Here is a 17,079-nt window from a genome sequence, read left to right on the forward strand (position 1 = left end):
CATGATGAGGTGCGTGGTCAAGGCGTTGTTGTTCGACGTGCAGGGCACGGCGACCGATTTTCATTCCACCGTCTGCGGCGAGGCACAGCGCCTCAGCGCCGGCCGGCACCCGGCCGTCGATTGGGGCGACGTGGTGCGGCGTTGGCGCGCAGGCTATTTCGCCGCGTTGGACGCCGCGCCGGGCGCGCGCTGGGTTTCGGTGCACTCGGTGTACCGCTCGTCGTTGGACACCGTCCTGGGGGAGCGCGGCATCGCGGGGTTTTCGGACGCCGAGCGCGAGGAGCTCACGCTGGCCTGGCAGCGGCTGGCGCCGTGGCCGGATGTGGTCCCGGGGCTGACGCGGCTTCGGCGCGCGTTCACATTGGCGACGCTGTCGAACGCGGACGTATCGGCGGTGATCAACATCTCCAAGCGGGCGGGATTGCCCTGGGATGCCGTCTTTGCCGCCGAGATGGCCGGGGTGTTCAAGCCCGACCCGGCGATCTATCGCATGGCCGCGACCTACCTGGGCCGCGATCCCGCGGACATCATGATGGTGGCAAGCCACAAGTACGACATCCGCGCGGCGGCCCGGCTCGGGTTCCGCACGGCCTTCGTCGCGCGCCCACGGGAATTCGGGCCCGACGGTTCAGCCGACGTCGCGTATTCCGACGAGTTCGACGTCAACGCTTCGGACTTCGTCGACCTCGCCGCACAGTTGGGTTGCTAGGGCCGGTGGGCCGAACGGGTCAGCGGCTGACCGTTGGCGGCCTGCAGCAGGCAGATGACCGTGCTCGGGGTGGGGTTGGCGCCGGTGCGGTCCTGATTTGAGTCGATGAGATAGGTGATCGAAAACGGGCTGCCGTCAACGGATTGCCCGGTGTACGGCGCGAAACCGGCCGCGCAGTCGCGGCTGGCGACGTTGGCGATCGCTTTGTCGACGGCCACCGGGGCGCGCAGGTAGACCTCGGCCAAATGCGCTGTCGCACAATCGACCACGGTGACCGTCACCCGACTCAGATCGGCAGGTGGAAGGTCCGCGACACACTCGCCGACCTGTAGGTTGATCCACTTCTCGGTGTGCGAGCTCAGCGTTGTGGCCGCCGTCGCGGATGGCGTCGCTGTCGCGTGCGGGGTGATTGTGTCTCTGGCTCGGTCGGAACCGCAGGCGGCCAGCAACGCGCTGGCGGCCAGGCCGCCTACCGCGTAAAGGGCCCGCATGCGGTGTAGTTTACGCGGAAGTCAGTGCCGGGTCAGGCTTTTCGGACGACATCGACAGGAAGCCGCGCACGCACCGCGCGGCCAGCAGCCAGTTCGACGGCTTCCTCATGTTCAGCCCGCCCAGCAGCTGCTTGATCATGGTCAGCGTGTCGAAGTAAATGCGTTCGCACACAAGCGTTTCCGTGTCATCGAACACAAAGTAGGCATTCATGCGGACCCGGAACCGGCTGCCGGTGGGCGGAACCTTGCCGAGATAACCGCGGTGTGTGCCCATCAACCAGAATTCGACGATTACCGCGTCGGCGCTGTGCCGCAGCGCGATGATCTCGTGGTCCTGGTCGGGAAACGCGGTGCGCGTGTAGACGTAGTAGCCGCGCACCGCCTCGTCGCCGTCGTGGACGACCATCTGCGGGATCAGCTCGTAGCGCGGGTGCGGGAAGGTCGACAGCACGTCGTCCCAGGCCTGGCGGACCTCATCGTGGAAGTGGTCGAGCACGAGTTTCTCGCGGGCGGCGAGCACCTCGGGAGGGGGAAACGCGGGAATGGTCACGGTCGTTAGCGTAAGCCCCGGATTTGATAGCGCATGTGCTAGCGGATTCGCGGAACGGCTATGCCCTCCCGCAGCGGCTAACCGCGCGGGGGAGTCCAGGCGACCGGCAGGGTCTTGATGCCGTGAATGAATTGCGACAGCAGCCGCGCGGGTTCCTCCGTCGCGACGATGTCGGGGATTTCGCGCCGCAATTCGTCGAATGCCACCCGTATCTCCCGACGGGCCAAGTTGGCGCCGAGGCAGAAGTGAGCGCCCCCGCCGCCGAAACCGAGATGCGGATTGGGATTGCGCGTGATGTCGAAAGCCCACGGATTATCGAACTTTGACTCGTCGCGGTTCGCCGAGTTGTACCACAGCGCGACCTTGTCGCCGGCGGCCATCTTGGTGCCGCTCAGCTCGGTGTCGCGGGTCAGCGTTCGCCGCATGTAGACAACCGGGGAGGCCCACCGCACGATCTCCTCGACCGCCGTGGGTGCCAGTTTCTCGTAGTCCGACCACCACTTCTCCCGCTCCGAGGGATACCGCGAAAGGGCAAGCACGCCATGGCTGATCGCATTTCGCGTGGTCTCATTGCCGGCGACCACCAGCAGGATGAAGAACGACGCGATCTCCGACGAGGACAGCCGCTCGCCGTCGACCTCGGCTTCGACCAGGGCGCTGGTCAGATCGTCGTGGTGGTTGACGCGACGGTCCTCCGCCAGCGCGGTCGCATAGGCACCGATCTCCATCGAAACCTGAATGAACACCTCGGGATCAGTTGTCAGGTCAGGATCGCCAACACCCAAAATCACGTTCGTCCAGTGGAATACACGCTGATGGTCCTCCTCGGGGATCCCCATCATGTCGCAGATCACCTGCAGCGGCAGCGGCCCGGCGAGCTCGCTGACCAGTTCGGCTTCTCCGTTGGGATGATTGGCGATCAGCGACGCGACCAATCGGTGCGCCCTCTCCCGCACCGACGCCTCGATGCGGGCCACCACTTTCGGCGTGAACGCCCGGCTGACAATCGAGCGCAACCGCTGGTGTCGCGGATCGTCGAGGACGATCATCGAGCCGAAGTATTCGGCGACCTCAGGGTTCTGATCGTTGATGGTGATGCCGGGCGCCGAGCTGAAGACGTCCGGATGCCGGCTGGCGTAGTGCACGTCGTCGAGCTTGGTCAATGACCAATACCCCTCGCCCGCCGGGAATCCGGGCAGTTCGATCGCGGGCCAGAACGAGATCGGGGCCTCGCGGCGCAGGGTGGCGAAAGTGCCGTCGCGAACGTCGTCGTCGAGAGACCAGAAGTCGAGCGAGTCGAGATGAATGTCGGCAAGCGGAATGTCAGGCGGTGGCGTCCCGTTTTGTCGCGTCGCTAAGCCCTTTTTGGGACCCGTCGTAAGGCTCACCTAGGCCCTCCTTCGCCGTTGAAGAGGTGACACTGGCGAGCCTAGACCGTCGTCAGTGCGTACAGAGCGTTCTGGTGGGCGAGCCCACCGTCGCCGTCGCCTTGCTCACTTCATTGCCGTCAAGCAGGATCCTGCAGGTCAGGGGGCCCGGCCCCTGTGCGCTGATGACGAACACCTGGCCCCCGAATGCGGTGAACTGCGTCGACCACGGCAGTGGCGCATTCACTTGGCGTTGCTGCCCGGCGTCGGTTTGGTAGGAGATGTATTGCGCGACGCCGGGGCCGCTGACCTCGTACTGGACCTTGGGGTTTTGGGGAATGGCGTTGGCTACGCCGCACGCGTTGGCGACCCCGATCCCGATGGCGAACACGAGCGTCGGTCCGCGCAGATGCTTCGTCATGGATGTCATCGTGTCATCACGGGCATCGCCTGGTCTATAGGGTGAACCCGGGGCTGACGATCGGAAGGTGCGCATGGCGGATTCGAAGCGTGTGGTGGTTTGGGGCACTGGCTTCGTCGGCAGGATGGTGATCGCGGAGATCGTCAAGCATCCGGTGTTCGAGTTGGTGGGCGTCGGCGTCAGCAACCCGGACAAGGTCGGCCGCGACGTCGGCGACATCTGCGGGTTGCCCGAGCCGGTGGGCATCCTCGCCACCGACGACGTCGATGCCCTGATCGCGTTGAAGCCCGACGCGTTGGTGCACTACGGCCCCACGGCGATGCATGCCAAGGACAACATCGCGCTGATCACCCGCTTCCTGCGCGCGGGCATCGACGTGTGCTCGACGGCGATGACGCCGTGGGTCTGGCCGACGATGCACCTCAACCCGCCCAACTGGATCGCGCCCATCACCGAAGCCTGCGAGCTGGGCGAGTCGTCCTGCTTCACCACCGGCATCGATCCGGGATTCGCCAACGACCTGTTCCCGATGACGCTGATGGGCCTGTGCTCGGAGGTGCGGCGGGTCCGCGCGTCGGAATTGCTGGACTACACCAACTACGAGGGCGACTACGAAGTCGAGATGGGCATCGGCCGCGAGCCCGAATACAGCCCGATGCTGGAGAACAGCGACGTGTTGATCTTCGCGTGGGGGGCCACGGTCCCGATGATCGCCCACGCCGCCGGCATCATGCTCGACGAGATCACCACCACCTGGGACAAGTGGGTGACCCCGACCGAGCGGCACTCTGCGCGGGGCGTCATCAAGGCCGGCCACGTCGCCGCCGTCCGGTTCACGATCAACGGCGTCTACCAGGGCGAGACGCGCATCCAGCTCGAACACGTCAACCGCATCGGGCTCGACGCGGCGCCCGACTGGCCGACGGGCCACGACAACGACGTCTACCGGGTCGATATCGAGGGAACCCCGAGCATCTTCCAGGAGACCGCGTTCCGGTTCACCGACGGCTCGGGCCGCGACGCGGCGACGGCCGGATGCCTGGCGACCGGGATGCGGGCATTGAATGCGGTGCCGGCGGTCAACGACCTACGGCCCGGCTGGGTCACGCCGCTCGACCTGCCGCTGATCGCGGGCGCCGGAAACATCCGGTGACCGAGGCAAGTCCCGCGCTGGGATTGTCGGTCGGCGCCACCAACCTGGCGGCCGTCAGCGCCGACCACGCTCTCACCCGCAAGCCCGTCCTGACCCTGTACCGGCAACGCTCACCGGAGGTCGGCGTCCCGTCGGAAAACCCTCAGCTGGGCGAGCGGGGCCTGGTGATCACCGACTTCGTCCAGCGGGTCGGGGACCCGGACGGAATCGTCGCGGCCGACGGCTCAACACATCGCAGCGAGGCATTGCTCGCCGACGGGTTGCGCGCGCTGGCCTACGCCGCCACCCGCGGGCGCGCCTTGCCCGAGAACGTCGCGGTCACGTATCCCGCGCACTGGGAAGCCCCGGCGGTGGACGCGTTGGGCTCGGCGCTGAGCCGGCTGGCCGAATGGTCGAACCGGCCGCTGACCTTGATCCCCGATGCCGCAGCGGTCTTGTCTGCCGTGCGGGCCAACCCGGGCATACCGGCCCGCGGAACGGTGGCGGTCTGCGATTTCGGCGGCAGCGGGACCAGCATCACCGTGCTGGACGCCGGCGACGACCACGTGGTGGGCGCGGCCGTGCGGCACCCCGATTTTTCCGGCGACCTGATCGATCAGGCGGTGCTGACCGCAGTCATGGCGAACTTGCCGGAAGCGGGTTTCTTCGACCCGCCCGGCACGTCGGCGGTCGGCTCGCTCAGCCGACTGCGCGCCGCCTGCCGAGGCGCCAAGGAGCGGCTCTCGTCGCACACGGTGATCGCGCTGGGGTTGCCCGGGGTGAGCGATGAGGTCCGGTTCACCAGGGCCGAACTCGACGGCGCGATCCGCGACTCGCTCGACGATTTCGTTTCGGTTGTGGATGAAACCTTGGCACACAACGGAATTCGCGAGCTGGTCGCGGTGATCTCAGTCGGGGGCGGGGCGCACATCCCGGCCGTCACCACCACGCTGTCGGGACATCTCGGGGTGCCGGTTGTCACCACGCCGCGGCCGCACCTGACGGCGGCCACCGGCGCGGCGCTGCGCGCGGCCGGAGCGGGCGCTCTAACCTAGCTCAGCGCTTTTCGCCTTTGTTCTCCTGTTTTGCGGCTTCCCGGAGTTCCTCGTTGAAGGCTTTATCCTTCTCGATCTGCTCTTCCTTGCCGAGGTTCTCGGTGCCTTGGTCTTCGTCGCCTTGGTCTTCGTTGCCTTGGTCCTGGCCCTGATTCTCTGCTCGAGCCTCGGCGCCTTTGTCGTTCGTGCCCTGGTCCTCGGCGGCTTTGTCGCTGGTGCCCTCGTCCTCGGCGCCTTCCCCGCCCTTAGGGTTGCCCTCGTCGTCCAGCCAGTCGTTGACCGCCGTGCCGGACACCATTCCACTAGTGCCGGGCAGCACCAGGGTGGGCCGGTCTTCGTAGGCCGTCATCATTTCGGCGGCCTTCTCTTTTTGCTCCTCGTCGGGCTCCGGTTTCTCAGTCATCTGCTGGCCCTCTTCTTGACCAGCGTCTTTGTCGTCCTGCACGCTCATGGCGGCTACCCCCTTCCGAGTTGCAGTCTCGACGGTTCTGATGGGGGTTCCCCTCGCAGCATCGTGCCGAAACTCTCGGCAACGCGATTGTTTGCCGCCTGATCAGCGCCAGGTGGGTTTGGTGCCGTCGGATGCAAGCGAAAAGCGTTGTGCCAGTTGTCAGTTCGGATTCGGAAAGCTCACGCCGGTGAGTTGTTCGGAAATCTCCCATAGCCGCGCGCTGTCGTCGTCGTTCTTGGCGTTTGCGGGGACCTTCGCCAGCGCCACACCGCCCCCAGCGGCCTCATAGAAACCGCTGGGCCCGTAGAACGCACCGCCCTCGGCGTGCGGCGCGGCGGCCGCGTACAGGGCGGGCAGGATTCCCTCGTCGATCTCTTGCCACAGGAACGGCGTAAAACGCCAGGACAGCTTGTACAACCGCTCCATCAGGGCCGGCTTTTCGCGACCATGCGACGGGCCGGCGATCTGCAGATTGGTCTTGGTCAGGCCGGGGTGCGCGGCATTGGACACGATGCCCCAGCCGCCCGCGCGACTGCGCTTGTCCAGCTCGCGGGCGAACATCAACACCGCCAGCTTGGACTGCCCGTATGCCGACATCGCCGCGTAGGACTTCTCAAACTGCAGGTCGTCGAAGTGGATCTTGCCGCTCTGCCGGGCCGCGAGGCTGCTCAGCGAGACGACGCGGGCTTTCTGGGCGGCGCGCAGCAGCGGCAGCAGGCGCGCGGTGAGCGCGAAGTGCCCGAGATGGTTACTGCCGAACTGCAATTCGAAGCCGTCGACGGTGGTATCGCGTTCCGGCGGCGTCATCACCCCGGCGTTGTTGATCAGGATGTCGATCGGGCGGCCCTCGGCGTTGAGCTGTTCGCCCAACGTGGCGACGGACGCCAGCGACGACAGGTCGAGAGGTTTGATGGTCAATTTGGCGTCGGGAACCGTGGCGCGGATTTCTTCGATCGCCTTTTCCCCTTTGGCGCGGTTGCGGATCGCCATGACGACGTCGGCGCCGGCCGCGGACAGCCGCCTGGCCAGCCCGAACCCCAGACCGCTATTGGCCCCGGTGATGATCGCCAGCTTCCCCGTGAGGTCTGGCACGGTGGCGACGAGATCCTTGGCCATGCGTATCACTCCTTACTCGGTATGAGCCCCGTCTTAGTGTGCTCTTTGTGTCGCCTTGTCGACAGCGCGTTCGCGGCTGGGCCGCCTCGTTGGCCGCCGGCGCGCTGCCCGCGCTCGCTTTTCCGGCGCCGTCGTGGTGGTGGCTGGCCTGGTTCGGTGTGGTTCCGCTGCTCTTGCTGGTGCGGGCGGCTCCCTCGGCGTGGCAGGCGTCCGTGCGGGCGTGGTGGGGCCTCGGCGGGTTCGTCCTGATGAACCAGTACTGGCTGGTGACCAGCATCGGTCCGCTCCTGGCGCCGTTGGCCGTCGGGTTCGGCGCGCTCTGGCTGCCGTGGGGGTGGTTCGCGCACCGCTTGTTGGCGGCGCCCGCCACTGTGGGTCGCACGGCCGCCGCCGTGGTCGTGTTGCCCAGCGCGTGGGTGGCGGCCGAGGCGGTGCGGTCGCTGCCGTGGCTGGGCGGTCCGTGGGCATCGCTGGGCGCCTCGCAATCCGGCCAGCCGGTCACGCTCGCGTCGGCGTCGTTGGGCGGGGTGTGGCTGACGAGTTTCCTTCTGGTTGCTTGTAATACCGCTATCGGTGCCGCGATCGTGCACCGGGAGGTGTCGGGCCGGCTCGTCGCGGTGGCAGCCGCGCTGACGTGTGCGGCGGTGGGCCCCTTGTGGTACCTGCTCGGGCCCGCGCCGGCCGGCGGTTCGACGCTGCGGGTGGCTTTGGTGCAGCCCGGCGACATCGCCGACTCCGATGCCCGGCTGGCGGCCAGCGAGGCGCTCACCGCGGCGGTAGCCGGCCAGCGACCCGACTTGGTGGTCTGGGGCGAAAGCAGCGTGGGACAAGACCTCGTCAGCCATCCCGAGCTGCTGGCCCGGCTTGCGGAGCTGTCCCGGCGAGTGGGGGCGGACCTATTGGTCAACGTCGATGCGCCCGCTCCGGGCGGGGGGATCTACAAGTCGGCCGTGCTCATTTCAGAGCACGGATCGTTGGGATGCTACCGGAAGACCCGGCTGGTGCCGTTCGGCGAATATGTGCCGCTGCGAACGCTTTTCGGTTGGGCTACCCGGCACAGCAAGGCCGCCGGTGAGGACCGGCAGCGCGGGACCGGGCCGGTGGTGCTGCACGCGGGCGCCGTGTCGATCGGACCGTTGATCAGTTACGAGGCAACGTTCTCCGACCTCGCGCGGCGCGAGGCTGCACTGGGTGCCGGGCTGCTGGTGTATCAAAGCTCGACCTCGTCGTTCCAGGGAAGTTGGGCGCAGCCGCAGCTGGCCGCGCAGCCGGCGGTCCGCGCCGTCGAGGTGGGCCGCCCGGCCGTGCACGCCGGATTGTCCGGGGACAGTTCGGCGTTCGACGCGCGCGGCCGCCGGCTGGCGTGGCTTCCGTCGGGCTTTCGGGGCGTGGCAGTCGTCGGCGTGCCGCTGGGGTCCAGTGCGACGCCGTACCAACGGCTGGGTGATTGGGTGCTGGTGGCGGCGTTCGTGATTGTCGGGGTCGCGGTGTTTCGCTGGCACCGCGTGGCCCGCGGTGACACACTGCCTGAATGAGCAGCAGGCGGCTCGCAAAGATCTCGCTCGCCGGGGCAATCGTGATGATGGTCGTCGCGGTGGCCGGCTTCATCGTCTCGCTGGTGCTCAACGCGTTCTTCCTGGACAAATACGACGCCTACGGCGAGGTCGCGATCCCGGGGTCGAGCAGCCTGAGCCTGCCCGCCGGCGAAGTCACGGTCAGCTTCCACACCGTGGTGATCGGCGGGCCCAACGGTGGTCTGCCGGTGCCGCCGCTCGGCGTCACGATCACGCCGCCCGAGGGTGTGGCACAGCCGGTGGTGGCGGAAAACATCGGCAGCACAACGACGGTCAACAATGATGCACATGTGCGGGTGTGGGTGGCTCAGATTCCCGCCGCCGGCACCTACAACGTCACGACGGATGGCAAGGTCAACGGCTTCATCGAGCCGCGGCTTGCCTTCGGGCACAAGAGCTCCTACGGCTATCTGGTGTGGGTGTTCGTCGCCGTGTTCGTTGTGGGACTGGTCGACTCGATCATGTCCGGGCTGTGGTTATCGCGAACCCGGCGCAAGGCGGCGGCGGCTTTCGTGGCGGGGGCGCCGCACTATCCGGTAATAGCGCCGCCTCCTACGGCGCATGAGCCCACCGATGAGGGCGTCCGCCTCGAGCGACTCAAAACGCTAGCGGCACTGCGAGATTCCGGGGCATTGACTGCGGAGGAGTTCGAGACCGAGAAGCGCCGGATCCTCGAGGGCCACTAATGCCGGGATATTTCGCTGCGTCGGCCCTCGTGGCCTTGCTTGCCATAGTGATGACGAGAGTCCTCCTGCTGCGCCGAACCGGAACGCAGGCAATGCATTTCGGAAACATGGACAAGACGGACTTTCTGATTCCGCCCATCGCGCTGTTTTACTTCTATACGGTCTTCGCCGCCGCCTTCGGTTGGCCGATCGTGAGCGGGCAGCGGTTCTTTCATTCGGATGCCGCGGCATGGGCAGGGGTCGCGCTATGCCTCGGCGGATTGTCGGTCCTGGTGGCCAGCCTGGTCTCGTTCGGCCGCAGCTTTCGCGTCGGCATCGACGTTGATCACCCCGACGAGCTGGTCACCACGGGCATCTTTTCGGTCAGCCGCAACCCGATCTATGTCGGCGGCGCGCTGGTCTTGATCGGTGAGTTTCTCGCCTTCCCCAACTGGATACCGTTGGCCTACCTCGCCGGCGGGCTCGCGCTGTTCCACCGCCAGGTACTGCGTGAGGAAGAGTTCATGCGCAACCACTACGGCGAGGAATACCTCCGGTACTGCCGGCGCGTGAGGCGATATGCATAAGCCGTGCCTGGAGAAGGGGACATGCTTTGTGCCCGCCTCACAGCGACAATCGGTCGAGGGCGCGAGATTGTCGCTATGAGGTGGGCACAGAGAGCCTCGCCTGGCGGAGGGACTTCTGTGGCAGATGTGACGACGGCGCGGCCAAACACCTAGTGCCCGCGCGCCACCCACTCCTCGTAGTGGACGATCTCGTCGCCGACGGTGGTGCTGTCGCCATGGCCGGTGTGCACGACGGTCTCGCCGGGCAGCTTGCCCAGCCGCTCGGAGATCGACTGCAGAATCGTCGGGAAGTCGGAGTACGAGCGCCCGGTCGCGCCGGGGCCGCCGGAGAACAGGGTGTCGCCGCTGAACACCACGCCGAGGTCATGCGCATACCAACACACCGATCCGGGGGAGTGGCCCGGCGTGTGCATCGCCCGTAATTCCGTGCCACCCACGGCCAAGGTCTCGCCGTCGCATATCGAACGGAAGGCTTTGTCCGGGTGGGTCATTCGCCACAGCACTTCGTCGGCGGGATGCAGCAGCACCGGTGCATCGAGTCTGTTGCCGAGCTCGGGAGCGACCGTCACGTGGTCGTTGTGGCCATGCGTGCACACCACCGCCACGACATGGCGGCCCGCTACGGCCTCGATGATCGGCGCCGCGTCGTGCGCGGCGTCGAACACCACGACATTGGAATTGTCGCCAACGAGCCAGATGTTGTTGTCGACTTCCCAACTGCCGCCGTCGAGTTCGAACACACCCGACGTCACCACGCGCTCGATGCCCACCATCAGAGCATCACCACCGAGCGCAGCACCTTGCCTTCGTGCATCTTGTGGAACGCCTCCTCTATGTCGCCCAGCCCGATGCGCTCGGAGACGAACTGCTCCAAGGGAAGTCGGCCCTGCAGGTAGAGGTCGATCAGGGCGGGGAAGTCGCGCTCGGGCAGGCAATCGCCGTACCACGACGACTTCAGCGACCCGCCGTGCGAGAAGAAGTCCACCAGAGGCATCTCCAAAAGCATGTCGGGAGTGGGCACACCCACCAGCACCACGGTGCCCGCGAGGTCGCGGGCGTAGAACGCCTGCTTCCACGTCTCGGGCCGACCGACCGCGTCGATCACCACGTTGGCGCCGAAGCCGTCGGTGAGGTCCTGGATGGTCTTGACGACGTCGAATTCGCGGGCGTTGACGGTGTGCGTGGCGCCGAACTTGCGCGCCCAGTCCAGCTTCGTGTTGTCGGTGTCGACGGCGATGATGCGCCGGGCGCCGACCAGCGCGGCGCCGGCGATCGCGGCGTCGCCCACGCCGCCGCAGCCGATCACAGCGACGGTGTCGTTACGATCCACCGCACCCGTATTGATCGCCGCGCCAATGCCGGCCATCACCCCGCAACCCAAAAGGCCCGCGACCGCCGGATCGGCCTGAGGATCGACCTTCGTGCATTGACCCGCCGCCACCAGCGTCTTGTCGGCGAACGCCCCGATGCCCAGCGCCGGGGTCAGCTCGGTGCCGTCGGTCAGCGTCATCTTCTGCTCGGCGTTGAAGGTGTCGAAGCACAGGCTGGGCCGGCCACGCTTGCAGGCCCGGCACTGCCCGCACACCGCACGCCAATTCAGGATCACGAAGTCGCCGGGCTCGACCCCGGTCACGCCCGCCCCGACCGCCTCGACCTTGCCCGCGGCCTCATGGCCGAGCAGGAACGGGTACTCGTCGTTGATGCCGCCCTCGCGGTAAGTCAGGTCGGTGTGGCACACGCCGCAGGCGATGACGTCGACCACGGCCTCACCGGGCCCGGGGTCCGGAACGACGATGTCCACCAGCTCGACGGGTTCGCCCTTTTTTCGTGAAATCACGCCGCGCACTGTCTGACTCATGGCGTCCAACCTACGGTGTAGCGTCGCTGACCATGACGGCACCCGAGACCGCCGAAGACTTCGCCGAGCGAATGGTTGCGGCCATCGACGGCGCCAGTCTCACCATCCTGCTGAGCATCGGGCATCAGACCGGACTGCTGGACACCATGGCCGGGCTGCCGCCCGCGAGCAGCGCGCAGATCGCCGAGGCCGCCGGGCTCAACGAGCGCTACGTCCGGGAGTGGCTGGCGGGCATGACCACCGGGCACGTCGTCGACTTCGACGCCGCCACCGCCACCTACTCGCTCCCCGCCCACCGCGCGGCGACCCTCACCCGTGCCGCCGGACCGCACAACCTCGCCCTGGTTGCGCTGTTCGTTCCGCAACTCGGCGAGATCGAGCAGAAAATCGTCGGCTGCTTTCGCGAGGGCGGCGGGCTGCCGTATAGCGAATTCCCCCGCTTCCACGCGCTGATGGCCGAGCAGAGCGCCGCCGTGTTCGACATCGCGCTCGTCGACGTCGTGCTGCCGTTGGTCGACGGCCTGACGGACCGCCTGCGCGCCGGGGCCGACGTAGCGGATTTCGGCTGCGGGAGCGGTCACGCGATAAACGTGATGGCGCAGGCCTTTCCGGCGAGCCGGTTCACCGGCATCGACTTTTCCGGCGAGGCCATCGCCACCGGTGTCGCCGAGGCGGCTCGCCTGGGCCTGGCGAACGCGACCTTCGAAAGCCACGATCTGGCGCGGCTGGACAAGCACGAGGCCTACGACGTCATCACCGTGTTCGACGCCATCCACGACCAGGCGCAGCCCGCGCGCGTGCTGGAGAACATCTACCGGGCGCTGCGGCCCGGCGGCGTCTTTTTGATGGCCGACGTCAAGGCATCGAGCCGGCTCGAGGAGAACGTCGACGTCCCGATGAGCACCTACCTCTACACCGTCTCGCTGATGCACTGCATGACGGTGTCACTGGCGCTGGATGGCGCCGGGCTGGGCACGGCGTGGGGCACGCAGCTGGCCACCGCGATGCTCGCCGACGCCGGTTTCGGCGACGTGCGGGTGACCGAGATCGAGGGCGACCCGCTGAACAACTACTACATCGCCAGGAAGTGATGGCGGCCCTCGACGCTCTCGGCCTCCTCGCCGATTGGCCGGTGGCCAATGCCGCCGCGGCGGTGGTCGGACCCGACGGGGTGCTGGCCACGCACGGCGACACCAAGCAGGTGTTCGTGCTGGCGTCGGTGACCAAACCGTTGGTGGCCCGGGCCGTGCATGTCGCCATCGAGGAGGGCGTCGTCGACCTGGAGACCCCGGCTGGGCCACCCGGGTCCACGGTTCGCCACCTGCTGGCGCACGCGTCGGGCCTGGCGATGCACACCGACCGCGCGCTGGCGAAACCCGGCGCCCGGCGCATCTACTCCAACTACGGCTTCACCGTGCTGGCCGAGACCGTGGAGCGGGAGTCGGGGATCGAGTTCGGCCGCTACCTGACCGAGGCGGTGTGCGAGCCGCTGGCGATGGGGGCGACCCGGTTGGACGGCGGGGCCGTGGAGGCCGGGTTCGGGGCGACGTCCACGGTGGCGGATCTGGCCGCCTTCGCCGGTGACCTGCTGCGCCCGGCGACGGTGTCGGCGCAGCTGCACGACGAGGCGACGACGGTGCAATTTCCCGGCCTGGACGGCGTGCTGCCCGGGTACGGGGTGCAGCGGCCCAACGATTGGGGGCTGGGTTTCGAGATCAGGGATTCGAAATCGCCGCACTGGACGGGCGGACGCAACTCGGTGCGAACGTACGGCCATTTCGGCCAGGCGGGCGGTTTCATCTGGGCGGATCCCGACGCGGAGCTGGCGCTGGTGGCGCTCACGGACCGCGATTTCGGCGAGTGGGCGCTGGACTTGTGGCCCGCGATTTCCGACGCGTCGATATCCGAATACACCAAATAGGCGTCGAAGACTAGCGCAACACGGGTATCACAGGGCACAATAGACACGCAGGACACAAAAACATCAGCATTTCCGCTGCTCGCGGATCCACCAGGTCGTTGGGGAAGACGTCCCTCGTGGAACCGAAGGAGCAGGAGATGCGTGCGTCGAACCAATTCGCCGACGTGACGGCTGGCGTGGTCTACGTCCATGCCTCGCCCGCGGCGGTCTGCCCGCATGTCGAATGGGCGCTGTCGTCGACCCTGCAGTCCAAGGCCAACTTGGTGTGGACCCCGCAGCCGGCGATGCCCGGACAGCTGCGCGCTGTCACCAACTGGGTCGGACCGGTGGGCACAGGCGCCCGGTTGGCCAACGCGTTGCGCTCCTGGTCCGTCCTACGGTTCGAGGTCACCGAAGATCCCAGCCCGGGAGTCGACGGCCACCGATTCAGCCACACCCCGCAGCTCGGCTTGTGGAGCGGAGCGATGAGCGCCAATGGCGACATCATGGTCGGGGAGATGCGGCTGCGGGCGATGATGGCGCAGGGCGCCGACACGCTGGCCGCGGAACTGGATTCGGTGCTGGGGACGGCCTGGGACGAGGCGCTCGAGGTGTACCGCGACGGCGGCGACGCCGGTGAGGTGACCTGGCTCAGCCGGGGCGTCGGCTAGATAACGTCGCTAGATAACCGGCGGGCTCACCGGGGTGGCCGTCACCGGCATCTCCATGCTGCCGGCGCACGCGCCGCTGACGATGTCGATGTGAAATACGCCGGTCAGGGTGCCGTCGGCGGCCGGCGTCAACGCGGTGATGGACCTCGCGGGGTCGCGTTCCACGCGGCCGCCGAGCAGCGGGCAATCCCATGTCCGGTTGATTTGCTGGACCCACTGAGCCCCGTTCCAGGCGAACTGGACCGATCGCTGCTCGTACGGGCTTTTGGGTGCCGGCGGGTTATTGACCGTGGCGACGCAGACGCCCGTCGAGCAGTTCGACGTGAACGAGTAGCTGGCCCGCTGGGAGGTCTCGGGCTGACGTGCCGCCATGCTGGTGCCGGTCTTCTGGTTGGCGGCGAAAGTCAGCAGGTAGGGCCCGTTCCAGGCCGACGGTTGAATCGCGAAGGCCACCGGCGAAAGCCAGACTGCGCAGCCCAGCGCCGCGGCAGCCAACACGCCCAGTGCGATCTTTCGGTGTCCCGACATATCTCCCCCTGCTGCAGAGCCGACGCCAAGATATCGGCCGGGGTGGCCGATTCGTTACACCGCCGTGATCCCTATTTGGCGAGGCGCAGAATCTGCAGCGCGGCAGCGCGTGGTGAGGCGAGTCACTAGGAGCGACCCTTCCTGATCAGGCACCTACGGGCTAATGTTTATACATAAGCGATTGTAAAAACTAGGTTAGGTGCGGGACGGCATGGCCGACAACGAACTCCGCGTCCGCCAGGCCAAAAGTGGCGATGCTGGCCCGTATCACGGCGCGGGGTACCGCACAGAGCTGCGCCTTGCCGAGAACGTCGTCAATCCGGAGACATGGGCCGGCGGCATAGAAGACAAGCGGGCCATGGTGCCGCGACTGCGGGTGGGTCGCGACAAGTGGTTAAACGTCCTGTGGCTGATTCCCGTCGGGTTCGCGGTACTCGTCGTGGCGGTCGCCGTGGCCAAAAGCCTGCACAACATCCCGGCGGTCCAGGCATTCATCCAGCGTTATCCCGGAACCCATGTGCCTTCCGGCGTCAGCCCCGGCATCCCGGCGTGGGTCGGATGGAGCCACTTCTTCAACCTGTTCCTGATGACGTTCATCGTCCGTTCCGGTATTCAGATCCTCTGCGATCATCCGCGGCTGTACTTCAGTCGCAACGCCACGCCGGGCAAGGACGAGTGGCTGCGAGTGGCCAAGCCGGTGCCGGATGACCCGCTGTGGACGGCCAAGGACGACTCCGTTGGCCTGCCCGGTCAGTTGGGATTGCCCGGAATTCGTCATTCCATCGGATTGGCGCGATGGTGGCACCTCGGCGTCGACGTTCTGTGGCTCCTCAACGGCGCGGTCTTCTATGTGCTGCTGTTCGCTACCGGTCAATGGCGACACATCGTGCCGACCAGCTGGGACGTCTTTCCCAATGCCGTATCGGTTGCGGTCCAATACCTGTCGCTGGACTGGCCGACCGACAACACCTGGGTGGCCTACAACGCGCTGCAGTTGTTGACGTACTTCACGACGGTCTTCATCGCCGCACCGCTCGCGGTCATCACCGCGCTCGGGATGTCGCCGGCCCTTTCGATGCGACTCACCGTGATCAGCAAACGGCTGAACATTCAGCATGCGCGCTCACTGCACTTCCTGGTCTTGGTGTATTTCATCGTGTTCATCGTTATGCACGTCACGATGGTTTTTGCCACGGATGCGGTGCGCAACCTCAACCACATGTTCGGCGCCCGCGAGGACAACAGCTGGGTAGGTTTCTGGGTCTTTGCCGCGGCCATGGTGGTGGTAACCGTCGGCTGGGTGGTCGCCACCCCGTTCACTTATCGCCACCCCAGGATTGTGCAGCGGGTCGGCTACGCGCTTGTCGGGCCGCTGCAGCGGCTGTTCGAGTACGCCAACCCGAAGCCCGGTGCGTTCACCGAAAAAGATATCTCGCCGTACTTCTGGCACAACGGCACCTACCCGGAAACCGTTGAGTACAAGGAGTTGGAAAAGAACAACTTCGTGGATTGGCGGCTGCGGGTCTACGGCCTCGTCGAGAACCCCACCGAGTTCTCGCTGGCCGACTTGCATGACTTGCCGTACCACGAACAGATCACCCAACACTTCTGCATCCAGGGCTGGTCTGGTGTTGCCAAATGGGGTGGCGTGCAAATGAAGACGATCATGGACGTCGTCAAACCGCTGCCCGCTGCGAAATGGGTGGTGTTCTACTCGCTGGGCCCCGGCGCGGACGGCGGGATCTACTACGTCGCGCACCCGATCGACCAGATGAGCAACCATCTGACGATGCTGGCCTACGACATGAACGGCGAACCGGTGAGCTACGGTCACGGGGCGCCACTGCGGCTGCGCAATGAATTGCAGCACGGCTTCCGGCATGTGAAGTGGCTCAAGGGCATTGAGTTCATCGCACACTACTCCGAGTTGGGTAGCGGTTACGGCGGTTACAACGAAGACCACGAATACTTCGGGCGACACCAGACCATCTAGTGGCGTGGAGG

The 17,079-nt window shown here is 66.5% G+C and carries 18 protein-coding genes and 1 pseudogene; 10 read left to right on the forward strand and 9 right to left on the reverse strand.

Annotation, left to right across the window (positions count from 1 at the left end; genetic code table 11):
• Positions 1 to 4: 4 nt before the first annotated feature.
• Complete coding sequence (locus tag ACQI5H_RS13780) at positions 5 to 709, forward strand: haloacid dehalogenase type II (RefSeq protein ID WP_427079915.1); 705 nt, start codon at positions 5 to 7, stop codon at positions 707 to 709.
• On the opposite strand, the gene ACQI5H_RS13785 is transcribed toward ACQI5H_RS13780, so the two are convergent.
• From ACQI5H_RS13785 to ACQI5H_RS13800, 4 genes are all read right to left on the reverse strand, one after another.
• Positions 706 to 1,200 (reverse strand): hypothetical protein, encoded by a 495-nt coding sequence (locus tag ACQI5H_RS13785; protein WP_427079916.1) that lies wholly within the window; start codon positions 1,198 to 1,200, stop codon positions 706 to 708. The two genes, ACQI5H_RS13780 and ACQI5H_RS13785, sit on opposite strands and share 4 nt — an antisense overlap.
• 10 nt (positions 1,201 to 1,210) lie before the next feature.
• The gene (locus ACQI5H_RS13790) at positions 1,211 to 1,750 is read right to left on the reverse strand and encodes an ester cyclase (protein WP_076122314.1); all 540 of its coding nucleotides are present in this window, start codon (positions 1,748 to 1,750) and stop codon (positions 1,211 to 1,213) included.
• Positions 1,751 to 1,827: 77 nt separating this feature from the next.
• A complete protein-coding gene (locus tag ACQI5H_RS13795; RefSeq protein WP_427079917.1) occupies positions 1,828 to 3,138 on the reverse strand; it encodes a cytochrome P450 in 1,311 nt (436 codons plus the stop codon).
• A gap of 52 nt (positions 3,139 to 3,190) precedes the next feature.
• Entirely contained in the window at positions 3,191 to 3,538 is a 348-nt protein-coding gene (locus tag ACQI5H_RS13800; RefSeq protein WP_170874475.1) for an MmpS family transport accessory protein, read from the reverse strand.
• 73 nt (positions 3,539 to 3,611) lie between these two features.
• On the opposite strand from ACQI5H_RS13800, the gene ACQI5H_RS13805 reads away from it, so the two are divergent.
• Positions 3,612 to 4,691, forward strand: a complete 1,080-nt coding sequence (locus tag ACQI5H_RS13805; RefSeq protein WP_427079918.1) for a dihydrodipicolinate reductase — start codon at positions 3,612 to 3,614, stop codon at positions 4,689 to 4,691.
• Positions 4,688 to 5,704 (forward strand): annotated as a pseudogene (locus ACQI5H_RS13810) (Hsp70 family protein); the annotation flags it as partial. The gene ACQI5H_RS13805 and the pseudogene ACQI5H_RS13810, both read left to right, overlap by 4 nt.
• 22 nt (positions 5,705 to 5,726) lie before the next feature.
• Here the strand turns inward: ACQI5H_RS13810 and ACQI5H_RS13815 are convergent.
• Positions 5,727 to 6,176 carry a hypothetical protein gene (locus ACQI5H_RS13815; RefSeq protein WP_427079919.1) on the reverse strand — a complete coding sequence of 150 codons (450 nt, stop codon included), beginning with the start codon at positions 6,174 to 6,176 and terminating at the stop codon, positions 5,727 to 5,729.
• A 159-nt stretch (positions 6,177 to 6,335) separates the two neighbouring features.
• Positions 6,336 to 7,292 carry an SDR family oxidoreductase gene (locus ACQI5H_RS13820; protein ID WP_427079920.1) on the reverse strand — a complete coding sequence of 319 codons (957 nt, stop codon included), beginning with the start codon at positions 7,290 to 7,292 and terminating at the stop codon, positions 6,336 to 6,338.
• A 47-nt stretch (positions 7,293 to 7,339) separates the two neighbouring features.
• Between ACQI5H_RS13820 and lnt the strand changes: the two genes are divergently transcribed.
• The 3 genes from lnt to ACQI5H_RS13835 are packed head-to-tail and all read left to right on the forward strand — an operon-like array spanning position 7,340 to position 10,118.
• Positions 7,340 to 8,827, forward strand: coding sequence for an apolipoprotein N-acyltransferase (gene lnt / locus ACQI5H_RS13825; protein ID WP_427079921.1), 1,488 nt, complete (start codon positions 7,340 to 7,342; stop codon positions 8,825 to 8,827).
• Positions 8,824 to 9,552, forward strand: coding sequence for an SHOCT domain-containing protein (locus ACQI5H_RS13830; RefSeq protein WP_427079922.1), 729 nt, complete (start codon positions 8,824 to 8,826; stop codon positions 9,550 to 9,552). Before lnt ends, ACQI5H_RS13830 begins: the two co-directional genes overlap by 4 nt.
• A 50-nt stretch (positions 9,553 to 9,602) precedes the next feature.
• A complete protein-coding gene (locus tag ACQI5H_RS13835; protein ID WP_427079923.1) occupies positions 9,603 to 10,118 on the forward strand; it encodes a methyltransferase family protein in 516 nt (171 codons plus the stop codon).
• A gap of 149 nt (positions 10,119 to 10,267) precedes the next feature.
• On the opposite strand, the gene ACQI5H_RS13840 is transcribed toward ACQI5H_RS13835, so the two are convergent.
• Both ACQI5H_RS13840 and ACQI5H_RS13845 read right to left on the reverse strand, forming a co-directional pair.
• A complete protein-coding gene (locus tag ACQI5H_RS13840; protein WP_427079924.1) occupies positions 10,268 to 10,891 on the reverse strand; it encodes an MBL fold metallo-hydrolase in 624 nt (207 codons plus the stop codon).
• On the reverse strand, positions 10,891 to 11,976 hold the full coding sequence (locus tag ACQI5H_RS13845) for an S-(hydroxymethyl)mycothiol dehydrogenase (protein ID WP_427079925.1): 1,086 nt from the start codon (positions 11,974 to 11,976) through the stop codon (positions 10,891 to 10,893). Before ACQI5H_RS13845 ends, ACQI5H_RS13840 begins: the two co-directional genes overlap by 1 nt.
• 32 nt (positions 11,977 to 12,008) lie before the next feature.
• Here ACQI5H_RS13845 and ACQI5H_RS13850 point away from each other — a divergent pair, with 32 nt between their 5' ends.
• From ACQI5H_RS13850 to ACQI5H_RS13860, 3 genes are all read left to right on the forward strand, one after another.
• Positions 12,009 to 13,067, forward strand: a complete 1,059-nt coding sequence (locus ACQI5H_RS13850) for a class I SAM-dependent methyltransferase (RefSeq protein ID WP_427079926.1) — start codon at positions 12,009 to 12,011, stop codon at positions 13,065 to 13,067.
• Positions 13,067 to 13,897: a serine hydrolase domain-containing protein gene (locus ACQI5H_RS13855; RefSeq protein ID WP_427079927.1), complete on the forward strand. Its 831-nt coding sequence runs from the start codon at positions 13,067 to 13,069 to the stop codon at positions 13,895 to 13,897. The genes ACQI5H_RS13850 and ACQI5H_RS13855 overlap by 1 nt, the downstream gene beginning before the upstream one ends.
• 137 nt (positions 13,898 to 14,034) lie before the next feature.
• On the forward strand, positions 14,035 to 14,547 hold the full coding sequence (locus tag ACQI5H_RS13860; RefSeq protein WP_076122429.1) for a DUF3145 domain-containing protein: 513 nt from the start codon (positions 14,035 to 14,037) through the stop codon (positions 14,545 to 14,547).
• A 9-nt stretch (positions 14,548 to 14,556) separates the two neighbouring features.
• Here ACQI5H_RS13860 and ACQI5H_RS13865 read toward each other — a convergent pair whose 3' ends face one another.
• On the reverse strand, positions 14,557 to 15,075 hold the full coding sequence (locus tag ACQI5H_RS13865) for a hypothetical protein (RefSeq protein ID WP_427079928.1): 519 nt from the start codon (positions 15,073 to 15,075) through the stop codon (positions 14,557 to 14,559).
• A gap of 211 nt (positions 15,076 to 15,286) precedes the next feature.
• On the opposite strand from ACQI5H_RS13865, the gene ACQI5H_RS13870 reads away from it, so the two are divergent.
• Positions 15,287 to 17,068 (forward strand): molybdopterin-dependent oxidoreductase, encoded by a 1,782-nt coding sequence (locus ACQI5H_RS13870; RefSeq protein WP_427079929.1) that lies wholly within the window; start codon positions 15,287 to 15,289, stop codon positions 17,066 to 17,068.
• Positions 17,069 to 17,079: the final 11 nt, after the last annotated feature.

This window comes from Mycobacterium heidelbergense (assembly GCF_050205645.1).
GTDB classification, from domain to species: domain Bacteria; phylum Actinomycetota; class Actinomycetes; order Mycobacteriales; family Mycobacteriaceae; genus Mycobacterium; species Mycobacterium heidelbergense_A.